General features: G+C 69.9%; 16 protein-coding genes and 1 other RNA gene. 6 read left to right on the top strand and 11 right to left on the bottom strand.

What is annotated here, in order from left to right; all coding sequences use genetic code 11:
• From H0X00_RS17290 to H0X00_RS17280, 3 genes are all read right to left on the bottom strand, one after another.
• Nucleotides 1-357 (bottom strand): Clp protease N-terminal domain-containing protein (locus H0X00_RS17290; RefSeq protein WP_293773281.1); only part of this gene is annotated, 357 nt, incomplete at its 3' end.
• A gap of 2 nt (nt 358-359) precedes the next feature.
• The gene (locus tag H0X00_RS17285; protein WP_293773280.1) at nt 360-608 is read right to left on the bottom strand and encodes a helix-turn-helix domain-containing protein; all 249 of its coding nucleotides are present in this window, start codon (nt 606-608) and stop codon (nt 360-362) included.
• 309 nt (nt 609-917) lie between these two features.
• A complete protein-coding gene (locus H0X00_RS17280; RefSeq protein ID WP_293773278.1) occupies nt 918-1,262 on the bottom strand; it encodes a DUF294 nucleotidyltransferase-like domain-containing protein in 345 nt (114 codons plus the stop codon).
• Between the two features lie 158 nt (nt 1,263-1,420).
• Between H0X00_RS17280 and H0X00_RS17275 the strand changes: the two genes are divergently transcribed.
• Together H0X00_RS17275 and H0X00_RS17270 are read left to right on the top strand one after the other, a co-directional pair.
• A complete protein-coding gene (locus H0X00_RS17275) occupies nt 1,421-2,023 on the top strand; it encodes a DUF1326 domain-containing protein (protein ID WP_293773277.1) in 603 nt (200 codons plus the stop codon).
• A 3-nt stretch (nt 2,024-2,026) separates the two neighbouring features.
• A complete protein-coding gene (locus H0X00_RS17270) occupies nt 2,027-2,833 on the top strand; it encodes a DUF2182 domain-containing protein (protein ID WP_293773275.1) in 807 nt (268 codons plus the stop codon).
• A gap of 13 nt (nt 2,834-2,846) precedes the next feature.
• Here H0X00_RS17270 and H0X00_RS17265 read toward each other — a convergent pair whose 3' ends face one another.
• Nucleotides 2,847-3,293 (bottom strand): hypothetical protein, encoded by a 447-nt coding sequence (locus H0X00_RS17265; protein WP_293773282.1) that lies wholly within the window; start codon nt 3,291-3,293, stop codon nt 2,847-2,849.
• 120 nt (nt 3,294-3,413) lie between these two features.
• Entirely contained in the window at nt 3,414-3,719 is a 306-nt protein-coding gene (locus tag H0X00_RS17260; protein ID WP_293773274.1) for a type II toxin-antitoxin system Phd/YefM family antitoxin, read from the bottom strand.
• A 52-nt stretch (nt 3,720-3,771) separates the two neighbouring features.
• Between H0X00_RS17260 and H0X00_RS17255 the strand changes: the two genes are divergently transcribed.
• Nucleotides 3,772-4,464: a site-specific integrase gene (locus H0X00_RS17255; RefSeq protein WP_293773272.1), complete on the top strand. Its 693-nt coding sequence runs from the start codon at nt 3,772-3,774 to the stop codon at nt 4,462-4,464.
• Nucleotides 4,465-4,555: 91 nt separating this feature from the next.
• Here the strand turns inward: H0X00_RS17255 and rnpB are convergent.
• Together rnpB and H0X00_RS17245 are read right to left on the bottom strand one after the other, a co-directional pair.
• Nucleotides 4,556-4,965, bottom strand: an RNA gene (gene rnpB / locus H0X00_RS17250) — RNase P RNA component class A.
• 159 nt (nt 4,966-5,124) lie between these two features.
• The gene (locus H0X00_RS17245) at nt 5,125-5,493 is read right to left on the bottom strand and encodes a hypothetical protein (RefSeq protein ID WP_293773271.1); all 369 of its coding nucleotides are present in this window, start codon (nt 5,491-5,493) and stop codon (nt 5,125-5,127) included.
• A 393-nt stretch (nt 5,494-5,886) separates the two neighbouring features.
• Between H0X00_RS17245 and H0X00_RS17240 the strand changes: the two genes are divergently transcribed.
• Nucleotides 5,887-6,357, top strand: coding sequence for a GNAT family N-acetyltransferase (locus H0X00_RS17240; protein WP_293773269.1), 471 nt, complete (start codon nt 5,887-5,889; stop codon nt 6,355-6,357).
• Between the two features lie 4 nt (nt 6,358-6,361).
• Here H0X00_RS17240 and H0X00_RS17235 read toward each other — a convergent pair whose 3' ends face one another.
• From H0X00_RS17235 to H0X00_RS17225, 3 genes are all read right to left on the bottom strand, one after another.
• Nucleotides 6,362-6,646 (bottom strand): hypothetical protein, encoded by a 285-nt coding sequence (locus H0X00_RS17235; protein WP_293773268.1) that lies wholly within the window; start codon nt 6,644-6,646, stop codon nt 6,362-6,364.
• Between the two features lie 117 nt (nt 6,647-6,763).
• Nucleotides 6,764-6,982, bottom strand: coding sequence for a DUF6069 family protein (locus H0X00_RS17230; protein WP_293773266.1), 219 nt, complete (start codon nt 6,980-6,982; stop codon nt 6,764-6,766).
• Between the two features lie 38 nt (nt 6,983-7,020).
• A complete protein-coding gene (locus tag H0X00_RS17225; protein WP_293773264.1) occupies nt 7,021-7,209 on the bottom strand; it encodes a DUF6069 family protein in 189 nt (62 codons plus the stop codon).
• Nucleotides 7,210-7,372: 163 nt separating this feature from the next.
• On the opposite strand from H0X00_RS17225, the gene H0X00_RS17220 reads away from it, so the two are divergent.
• Nucleotides 7,373-8,362: a carbon-nitrogen hydrolase family protein gene (locus H0X00_RS17220; RefSeq protein ID WP_293773262.1), complete on the top strand. Its 990-nt coding sequence runs from the start codon at nt 7,373-7,375 to the stop codon at nt 8,360-8,362.
• On the opposite strand, the gene H0X00_RS17215 is transcribed toward H0X00_RS17220, so the two are convergent.
• Nucleotides 8,312-8,578, bottom strand: coding sequence for a hypothetical protein (locus tag H0X00_RS17215; protein ID WP_293773261.1), 267 nt, complete (start codon nt 8,576-8,578; stop codon nt 8,312-8,314). The two genes, H0X00_RS17220 and H0X00_RS17215, sit on opposite strands and share 51 nt — an antisense overlap.
• Nucleotides 8,579-8,826: 248 nt before the next feature.
• Between H0X00_RS17215 and H0X00_RS17210 the strand changes: the two genes are divergently transcribed.
• On the top strand, nt 8,827-10,216 hold a 1,390-nt coding region (locus H0X00_RS17210; protein ID WP_293773260.1), incomplete at its 3' end, for a transglutaminase family protein.

Raw genomic sequence — 10,216 nt, 5'->3', positions numbered from 1 at the left:
CCTCCGCCACCGGCCGGCCCGGCCCGGCGGCGGGACGTCGAGGACCCCTGGGCCGAACCGCTCCTCCGCGCGGCGGCGGATCTCGTGCAGATCGATGCCCAGCGTGCCCAACGCTTCCGCGTCGGTGTCGGTCGGGCCCAGCCGCCCGCGGGGTCCGAGAACGTCGAGGACCGCCTCCCGCCAAACCGTCGCGGTGAGGCCCAAAGGTTCGAGCTCGCCCGGCCCGGCCCCGGCCGGTGCGTCCAGCACGCCCAGGAACAGGTGCTCCGCACCGATCCAACAGTGGCCCAGGGCCCGGGCCTCGTCCTGCGCGCGCGCCACCACCCCACGGGCCTCGTCGCTGAACCGCTCGAACACGACTACCGCCTGCCCTTCTCCCGTTGGCCGTACTTCTTGTGGACCGCCTGCTTGCTAACCCCCAGCGACTGCCCGATCTCCTCCCAGGACCACCCCGCCAGCCGGGCGCTGCGGACCTGCAGGTCCTCCAGCCGCTCGACCAGGCGGCGCAGCGCGACCACGGCGCGCAGCCCGACCCGGGGATCGATGTCGGTCGCGGCCGCCGCCGTCGTCGCCGCGGTGACGGCCGTGGAGTCATCGGTGTCCGTCATGGAGTCAACATAGGTTGACCGCCGACGTAGGTCAACCGTGATTGACGTGGCGGTCTTCGGTGCGAGCGTTGCCCGGCCATCCTGATCGCCTGGGCCTACAGGGACACCGACTGCACATGGCATGACGTCGTGCCCGCCCGCCTTCAGGAGTGGGCAGATCCGGTGCGAGAGGTTCTGGTCGACCAGAAACCTCAAGCCAACTCCTGCAAAGGCAGCATCGTCACCTCAGAAGCGGCGGCCGCGTACTGCAGTGCCTCGCGGACGTCGTCGGCTGCTGGTCGGCCAGCCACCGCCGATCACCGGCCACGGTCAACCCTCCCGCAGAACCTCCGCGAGCACCGGTAGATCGCCGCCGGCCGCGAGCACTTCTGCTGCCGCGAATTGCAGCGGGCGGGTGTCGTTGCCGAGCCACCCGTTCACGGCCTGCACCAGGGAATCGACCTGGGCATCCCACCGCGTCTCGTCAGCTTCGTCGGGACGAATCAGTAGCAGGTCCAGGTCGCTGTCGAGGCTCATCGTGCCGCGGGCAGCCGAACCGAAGACCGCCGCGTACGCCGGGGGGATCTCCCAAGCCGCCAATGCCTCGGCCAGCCGGCGCAAGAACGTGTCCATCAACTCGGCCAGCGCACCTCGGGCCTGCAACGCCTGCGCCACGATCCGCCGCGCGCCCTCCGGACGAGCTCGTCGAGCAACGAACTCGACACAATCGCCGCCGCCTCGCCGCCCTGCGGGCCGAGCCGGGATCCGGATCCGGGACTTGCGGGCGGGCTCGTGGGGCGCAACACTCGGCGCGAGCCTGAAGGAGGCCGCCCATGTCGTGGAACCTGACGGGAAACTACGTCGAGACGTGCTCGTGCGAACTGATGTGCCCGTGCAACCTCTCGCTGGACCACGGTGCCACCTACGACTTCTGCCGGGCGACGCTGGTGTTCGACATCCGCCAGGGCGAGGTCGAGGGCGTCGACGTCGGCGGGCTGAAGGTCGCCGCCATCATTGACACCCCCAAGGTGATGACCGAGGGCAACTGGCGGTTGGGGATGTTCGTCGACGAAAACGCCGATGAGGCACAGCTCGCCAAGCTGGGCGCCGTCTTCGGCGGACAGCTCGGCGGGCCGATGGCCGCGCTCAGTCCGCTGGTGGGCGAGATGCTCGGCATCGAGCGGGCCCCGATCGAGGTCCGCCACGACGGCTTGCGGCACAGCGTTCGGGTCGGCGACGCCATCGACTTCGAGGTCGAGGACATCGTCCCGTTCGGAGTGACCACAGGCCAACCCGTGCGTTTCTCCGGGATGTTCCACCCGGCCGGCTCCGACCTGACGATGGCGGAAGCGAAACGGTCGCGCATCAACGCGTTCGGCATCTCCTATGAGGGCAAGACCGGGTTGTCCAGCTCCGAGTTCTCCTGGGCCGCCTGAGGCATGACCGCCCCGGCCGCCGTCCGGCCCGGCCTCGCTGCGGGCCCCGGACCGGCGTTCACCGCAGCCCGGCACCGGCTCGGGCTGGTCGCGCTGCTGTTCGGACTCGCAGCGCTCGCGTGGCGCTCGACGGCGGATCAGATGTCGGGCATGGACGACGGCCCGTGGACGGCGCTGGGGACCTTCGGTGGGTTCCTGGGCATCTGGGTCACGATGATGGCCGCGATGATGCTGCCGTCGGTGGCGCCGACGATCGCGCTGTACTCGCGAATGACCCGGCGGCGTTCCCCGCTGTCGCCGCTGCTGTTCACCGCGGGGTACCTGCTGACCTGGACCGTCGCGGGCCTGGTGGCGTTCGGGATCGGGGGTGCCTCCAGCCTGTTCGGTGGCGATGCCCTCGGGTGGGACCATGCGGGCCGGTGGCTGGTCGGGGTCACGTTGCTGGTCGCGGCGGCCTGGGAACTGACCCCGCTCAAAGACGTCTGCCTGGGCAAGTGCCACAGCCCGCTCGGATTCCTGCTGGGATTCTGGCGTGAGGGCCACTGGGGCGCGTTGCGGATGGGGATGCGCAACGGCGCCTGGTGCGTCGGCTGCTGCTGGGCGCTGATGGCCGCGCTGTTCGCGCTCGGCATCATGAGCCTGACCTGGATGGCCCTTATCGCGGGGATCATCGCGGCCGAAAAGATCTTCCCGCGGCGTCGCACCGCGACGCTCGCGACGGCAGCGCTGTTGAGCGCCCTGGGTCTGCTGGTGCTGGCCGCCCCGGGAGTCGTCCCAGGGTTGACCATCCCCAGCGGCATGGTGATGTGATCCCTCGACTCGATCAGCGCTGGCGGGTGATGAAGTCCGTCCACGCGTCGACGGCCTGTTCGCTGGTCATCGCCAAGATCTCGGCGCGCTCCAGGCCGGCCGTGTGGACCAACCGCGCGACCAGCCACGGCTCGGGAGCTGACGGGGCAACGGCGACAGGGGTGACCTGAACCGCTTTCGCAGCCCTGCCGAGGTCACCAACTATCGCTTCAAGGGACCGCCGCACGGGTGTGTCCCCGAGTGCGGCGACGCGCCGCTCCATCTCGGCGTACACCTCGCCATCAGATCTCGCGCCGACTGCCCACACCTCCGCGATCTCGACGGTTAGCATGCCGCGCTCGTCGCTGATGCCCCGCCAGATGACGCGCCAATCGCGGTTGCCGACAACGAGCTTGCGGTAGCCGACCAAAGACCCGAGCAACGGTTCGCCGGCGAGAGGATCGGTTTCGAGCAACAGCATCTTCTTCAAGGCCCACACCAACGGCGCGCCGTCCAGGCGGCGCAGATCCTCGACCGCGGGGCCGGTCAGCCAGACCTCGGCCGGCCCGGAATGTTCGCCTCGCTTCTTGGGCGGCACCGCTTACGCTGGATCATCCATAGACGTCAATTGGTCCCGCGTGAAACCCATCGACCCGATCGCTTCGTCCAAAGAAGTCCGGCGACCGGTATCCGTGGCAGCCCGGGCCAGAACGAGAGCAAGGTCGACCAAGTCCCGTTCGAGCCCCTCGAGACGTTGCAGCTCACGGAAACTGATCACCGCAGCCACGGGCTCTGCGTGCCTGCGCAGGATGGTGGCATGACCGTTCTCGGCGTCGGCGACGAGCTTGGAGACGCCGCGACGGCTCGCCTCGGCAATGGGCAGCGGCTCGGCCGCAGCAAGACTCATGGGAAAACTATAGACAATTCTGTGTAGTTTTCCTAGTTGGCGAGCGCCCGGATTGCGATGGACCCGCCCCCGGGCCCCGCCACCGACCGCAACTAGTCCTTCGTCGCCGCTCTGGCGATGCTGGACGCTGAGCGCGCTCAACCCGGACGCGAACATCCGCTCCGTCGGTGACGCCGAACTGTTCGGGCTCACCAAAGACCGGGTGGACTTCCTGCGGGGCACTATTCGCGTGGACCGGCAGCTTGCCCGGAACACAGACAACGGCCACCCCGTTTTCGGCCCGCCCAAGACAGCATCCTCCAACCGCACAGTCCCGCTCCCCCAGACCGTCGCGGACGCCTTGGCCGCCCACCTGGCCGAGTACGGAGCCGGGCCGGAAGGCTTGATCTTCACGAACACCGGGCGCGGGACCGCTGGCTACGGGTCCTCGGCTGGCCGCGTGATGCGGCGCAACGGGTTCAACGAGTCGCTGAAGGCCGCTGTCCTGCGGGCGGGACTGCCCGCTCACACGACGATGCACGACCTGCGACACACCTACGCCTCGTTGCTTATCGCCGCCGGCGAGCACCCGAAGGTGATCCAGGCCCGGATGGGCCACAAGAACATCTCGGAGACCTTCGATACCTACGGGCATCTGTTCCCCACGGCCGACGAGTCCACCAAGGCCGCGATTGACGCGATGCTCGGCGCTGACGGACCGTCAACCCCGCGCCAACCCCGCGAGATACTCGGGAACACCGGGTAATAGGCAGGGCTAGACAGGATATGAGCACGATTCCGGAACGCCCTTTGACCTGCACCGATAGCTCGAACACGCAGGTCACCGAGAGTGTGGAGCGACGAGCCGGCCTGTAAGCCGGATTCTGTTCACCGGAATTGCGTCCGGTGAGACGGCCATCCATCTGGGGCCGACGTTGCCGTCGACCTCGGTGCGGCCTACCTGTGAGCTCGGGCGGGCAGCCCTCGGACGCTCACACACGCCGGACTCTCCGAAAAGTGCCCGACGATCTTGGCCTTGCTCCAAGTGGGGTTTACCGAGCCGTCCGAGTCACCCCGGACGCTGGTGGTCTCTTACACCACCGTTTCACCCTTACCGCCGGCGAACCGGCGGCGGTCTGTTTTCTGTGGCACTGTCCCGCGGGTCACCCCGGGTGGGTATTACCCACCACCTTGCCCTGTGGAGTCCGGACTTTCCTCACCGCTCGCCTCTCGGGAAGGCTCCCGGCGCGGCCGTCCGGCCGGCTCGTCGCCCGGTCAGCGTAGCTGTGCCGGCCGAACTCCCCGCCGCACCCGTCCCCAGCTCAACACCGTCTTCGTCGAAGAAGACGAAGTGTCCACCGCGGACACCAACCCGGGCGCAGAGACTCATCCATCGGACCACATCGATTTCCGGGTCGGCCTGGGCTCACCGTTGACGTAGCAGGCCGATGCCGTACTGGCGAGGTTGCCGATGCTCATCAACAGCCCGCTCGTCCGAGCGTCCACGGCCCCCGACCAATTTCGGGTTGTCGTTGGCTGCCCAGGTGCCGTCGGCCCGGAAGTGGACCCGGTCCAGTCCGCAGGTACCGGCCGCAGGAACGTCAGCCCGCCAGGGCCCGAGCAGCCGGGCCCTGGATGGAGCCGTGAAGCCGGCGGGCAGCGGTGCGGGGCGCGAGTTCAGGTCGGCGCGCTCAGCCTTCGTGGCCAGACTGGACGGCGCACCCCCGGCCGCGCCGACCAGCACCCCGCAAGCGCCGACCCGCGCTCCGGGGACCGTGCCCGGCAAGGCGGGCACCTGAGCCAAGGTGACGCCGTGGCCCTACGCGGCCTGGTTCTCCGCCGCCGCGCTGTAGACCGGATCCGAGATGCTCGTCCTCGGCTCCGGCGCGAGGCCGGACACGAATCCCCCGCAGAAGTACCCGATGCGGGACGGAGCCGGGAGCCGACGAATGGCGGGCGCTCCCGAAGTCGGGAGTGGCCTCCGGGTCGCTGGAGCGCTGGACGACGGCCGGCGGCCGGCGGCCGGCGGCCGGCGGCGGGCGGCCGACAAATCAACCTGGACTCCGACAGTCTCCCGGCCGACTCCGTGGAAGCCGGCTGCGGCGACGGCGCCGAGGTGACCCTGGGCGCGGCGCCGTGCGCGTGCACGACGCCTGGGTCTTCACGCTGCGTCGCTAGTCTCCGGCGCGTGAGCAGCCACGAAGCCCTGACGGTGGCTGCGCGCGACCCCGAGGTCGGCCCCTTGATGACGGCTCTCACCGCGGATCTGGCCGGCGAGGGCTACGCCCCGGAGGAGTCGTTCGGGTACTCCGTCGAGCAGCTGGAACGCAACGGCGTCCGCCTCGTCGGTGTCCGCGTCGGCAAAGCGCTGGTGGGAATCGGCGGGATCGAGCTCCAAGGCGGCGGAACCGCGGAGCTCAAGCGTTTCTACGTCCGACCGGAGCATCGGGGCCACGGCGTCGCGGACGCGATAATCACGGCCCTGCTCGATCACGCCCGCGCGAGTGGGGCGTCGGTGGTGCGGCTGGAGACCGGCGACAAGCAGCACGCCGCGATCGGGTTCTACCGGCGGCATGGCTTCGCCGAGGTTCCGCGGTTCGCGCCGTACGTGGACAGCGCCACGTCGGTCTGCATGCAGCGGGACCTCGGCGGAAGCTGACGCCTCAGAGCTGAGCGAGCACCTCGCGGACCTCGATGATGCGAGCGGTCACTCCTTCGACCGGACCCATCGGCTGGCCGACGGTGAACTGCGAGGCCGCCTGGCGCGCCTCCTGCTCGGAGTTGAACACGGTCATGGAGATCCCGCGATCGGTTCCGCCGGGGGCGAGCCAGACGCCCGACACCGCCCCCATTTCCTTGGCCATCGGCACAGCCATCTCCGGCAGTGCCTTGCGGGCCTGCTCCACGTGGGAGTCGTTTGCATTGACCTCGATCAACAGGGCATACATGGCTGTCCTCCTCCGGTGACGGTGGAACTGACCGGCCTACCCTCCCGCTGTTGCCTCCGGAGCGGAAGGGGTAACGACCCCGGACCGGCCGGGAATCGCTCCCGGCCCGCCGGGGCCTTATCGAGGTGTTGCCCGGGTGCGGAGCGCTCCCTCCGGCAGGCGGGAGGAGAGCGCGGGGATCACGATGGCGGCCGCGACCAGGTGAGTGAGCATCAGCAGCACCCGGGTGTCCCAGGCGGCGTCGGCGAGGACGTCCGGGACCAGGGACAGCGCGGTCAGGGCGACGGTGGCGCGGACGAAGGTGGTACGCGGCGCCCCGGCGCGACGGGCCAGCACGACCGCGAGCGCGAGCCCGATCAGCGAGAAGATCGCGGTCAGCTGCGGGAGCCGAACATCGGGATGGCCTCGCCGGAGATGTCGAGCGAGATCCCGGCGCCGTGCCCCACGGCCGCGACGACGCTGGTGGCGACGGAGGCGGCCACGGTGGCGATCAGGCCGGACTTCACCAGCGGTCGGACGGAGGTGCGAGGGGTGGTCAGGGCGGTGGTGGCGGTGGCGGTCATGACGGTCCTCCAGGTGTGATGACCGGCTCCCGTGCCGGTCTCTCACCCCTGCTACGAACGCCCCGGACCGGAATCGACAGATCTCGCGAGACTTCTTTGAGATCTTTTTCGGCCCTCGGGTTGGATGCTGGGAGGCACAACCGAACCCAGCCGGAGGACCGCCATGCAGGTCACCGTCGCCGCCGTCCAGGCCACCCCGGTCTTTCTCGACACCGACGCCACGGTCGAGAAGGCGTGTGCCCTCATCAAGGAGGCCGCGGACCAGGGCGCCCGGCTCGTCGTCTTCCCGGAGGCGTTCGTGCCGACCTACCCGGACTGGGTCTGGCGGCTTCCGGCCTGGAGCGACGGGACGTACATGTCCCGCCTCTACAGCCAGGCCGTGCAGGTGCCAGGGCCGGTGGTCACGCGACTCGGCGAGGCCGCCCGCGAGACCGGCACCTATGTCGCGATGGGGATCAACGAGATCGAGGGCGGCACGCTCTACAACACCCTGATCTATCTGGCGCCGGACGGAACGCTGGCCGGCAAACATCGCAAGCTGATGCCGACCGGCGGTGAACGCGCCGTCTGGGGCTACGGCGACGGCTCGACCCTGGGCGTGGTGCGCACCCCCTTCGGGGTCGTCGGCGGGCTGATCTGCTGGGAGAACTACATGCCGCTGGCCCGGACGGCGATGTACGCGCAGGGCATGGAGATCCTCGTCGCGCCCACCTGGGACAACGACGAGACCTGGATCTCCACGCTGCGGCACATCGCCAAGGAGGGCCGCTGCTACGTGATCGGGGTGTCCCCGGTCCTGCGTGGCGCTGACGTCCCGGCCGAGCTTCGCGGGGAGATCTACCGCGACGCCACCGCTCCGGCTGACGCCGACTGGATGAGCCGCGGAATGGGCACGATCGTGGCCCCTGGTGGCGAGATCCTGGCCGGACCGCTGCGCGATCAGGAAGGCATCGTCGTCGCCCAGATCGACGTCGAGGCCACCGTGCAGGCGCATCGGCGGATGTTCGACCCGGTCGGGCACTACGCCCGGCCGGACGTCTTCGCACTGAACGTGAATGTCCGTCCACAACCCGCCGTGCGTTTCGAGGGCGCTGAGGCACCGTCAGAGCGGCGCCGTTCCGGGAGTGATCCCGGGGCGGCGCCGTTCGCGTAGGACCATGCCGAGCCGGTTCAGTCCCAGGCCCACGGCCAGGATCGCCGCGTTGATCGGCCAGTAGCTGGCATCGAGGTCGCCCTCGGAGTTCACGACCACGCACTGGACCGGGAAGGCCACGGCCCAGGCCGCGAGGTAGGCGAGCAGCGCGCGCCGACGGTCCCGCACGAAGTAGCCGAGGGGGCCGGCGGCGAGGACGGCGAGGATGAGTTCCATGGGATCTCCTTCGGGGCGCGGATCTCCGGTCGCAGGCGACCGGAGCTGACCCGAAACAGGCTCCCGCCAGGCAGCGCCCGCGACCTGAGGGTGCGTTCCCGCAGCGGCGGGAGCATGTCCCGATCTCCTGGGGGTAGCCCCCGAGCGGTGATCGTCACCGCGACGAAACATGCCGCGTCACGGCATCGGGAAGCCTGACAGGATCAGGGCGCAGTGGGCGCCGCCCGCCGACCTAAGGGGTCCTACCTGTGGCCATCCGGGTCGCCGTCGAGCACCGAACGGTCTACAAGTTCGACCGGCCGACCGACATCGGGCCGCACCTGGTCCGGCTGCGGCCGGCGCCGCACTGCCGCACCCCGATCCTCGGCTACTCCCTGACGGTGGAGCCCGAGGCCCACTTCGTGAACTGGCAGCAGGATGTCTACGGCAACCACGCCGCCCGCCTGGTCTTCCCGGAGCCCGCCCGCGAGCTGTCCATCACCGTCGACCTGATCGCCGACCTTTCCGTGGTCAACCCGTTCGACTTCTTCGTCGACTCCGACGCCCGGCACTTCCCCTTCGAGTACCCGGCCGGCCTGGCCGAGGACCTCGAGCCCTACCTGCGCCCGGTCACCGAACCCGGCGCCGCTCCCGGCTCGGGACCCAGCCCGCTGCTGGCCCACTGGCTCAACGCTTTCGACGCAGACTCGGCCAAGGGCACTCCGATCGTCGACTTCCTGGTCGAGCTCAACCGACGGGTGGCCGGCGACGTCGCCTACTCGATCCGGATGGAAGAGGGCGTGCTCTCCCCCGAGCGGACCCTGGAACGTGCCATCGGGTCCTGCCGGGACAGCGCCTGGCTGCTGGTGGCGATCCTGCGCGAACTCGGAATGGCCGCCCGGTTCGTGTCCGGCTACCTCGTCCAGCTGGTACCTGACGACCCGTCACAAGTGATCGCCGGCTTGATGTCGACCGACTTCACCGACCTGCACGCCTGGGCCGAGGTCTACGTGCCCGGGGCCGGATGGATCGGGCTGGACGCGACCTCCGGCCTGCTCGCCGGCGAGGGCCACATCCCGCTGGTCGGCACACCCCGCCCCGAGCAGGCCGCCGCGATCACCGGCACCACCGGCCCGGCCGAGACGGTGATGGAGTATTCCAACACCGTCCGGCGCATCCATGAGGACCCTCGGGTCACCAAGCCGTACTCGCAGACCCAGCTCGAGCGCATCCACGCGCTCGGCGCCGAGGTGGACGCCCGGCTCACCGCCGGCGACGTGCGCCTGACCATGGGCGGCGAGCCGACCTTCGTCGCCGCCGGCGACATGGAGTCCGCGCAATGGCAGATCGCCGCGGACGGCGAGGAGAAGCGCACGTACGCGGTCGCGCTGGCGGAGCGGCTGAAGGCGCACTACGCCCCCCGTGGGGTGGTGCTGCACACGCAGGGCAAGTGGTATCCGGGCGAGCCCCTGCCGCGCTGGGCGATCGCGCTGTACTGGCGCGCCGACCACGTCGCGCTCTGGAACGAACCGGCGCTGCTCGACGACCCGTGGTCCGAGCCCATCCTCGAGCCCGGCTCGCCGGCCGCCCACGCCGCCGTCGCTGCGCTGACCGCGCAGATCGCCGCTGGGCTCGGCGTCCCCGCGGACAGCGCCCGAC

Origin of the sequence: Sporichthya sp. (genome assembly GCF_013815995.1) — a bacterium.
Classification (GTDB): Bacteria; Actinomycetota; Actinomycetes; order Sporichthyales; family Sporichthyaceae; genus Sporichthya.
Note: the sequence above shows the minus strand (reverse complement) of the source record. Positions and strands in the feature narration are given on the sequence as shown.

Coding starts and splice junctions, on each gene's coding strand:
- H0X00_RS17235 (WP_293773268.1), bottom strand. CDS start 6,646: ATGTATGCCCTGTTGATCGAGGTCAATGCAAACGACTCCCACGTGGAG.
- H0X00_RS17220 (WP_293773262.1), top strand. CDS start 7,373: ATGCAGGTCACCGTCGCCGCCGTCCAGGCCACCCCGGTCTTTCTCGAC.
- H0X00_RS17265 (WP_293773282.1), bottom strand. CDS start 3,293: ATGCTGTTGCTCGAAACCGATCCTCTCGCCGGCGAACCGTTGCTCGGG.
- H0X00_RS17270 (WP_293773275.1), top strand. CDS start 2,027: ATGACCGCCCCGGCCGCCGTCCGGCCCGGCCTCGCTGCGGGCCCCGGA.
- H0X00_RS17215 (WP_293773261.1), bottom strand. CDS start 8,578: ATGGAACTCATCCTCGCCGTCCTCGCCGCCGGCCCCCTCGGCTACTTC.
- H0X00_RS17275 (WP_293773277.1), top strand. CDS start 1,421: ATGTCGTGGAACCTGACGGGAAACTACGTCGAGACGTGCTCGTGCGAA.
- H0X00_RS17285 (WP_293773280.1), bottom strand. CDS start 608: ATGACGGACACCGATGACTCCACGGCCGTCACCGCGGCGACGACGGCG.
- H0X00_RS17225 (WP_293773264.1), bottom strand. CDS start 7,209: ATGACCGCCACCGCCACCACCGCCCTGACCACCCCTCGCACCTCCGTC.
- H0X00_RS17260 (WP_293773274.1), bottom strand. CDS start 3,719: ATGAGTCTTGCTGCGGCCGAGCCGCTGCCCATTGCCGAGGCGAGCCGT.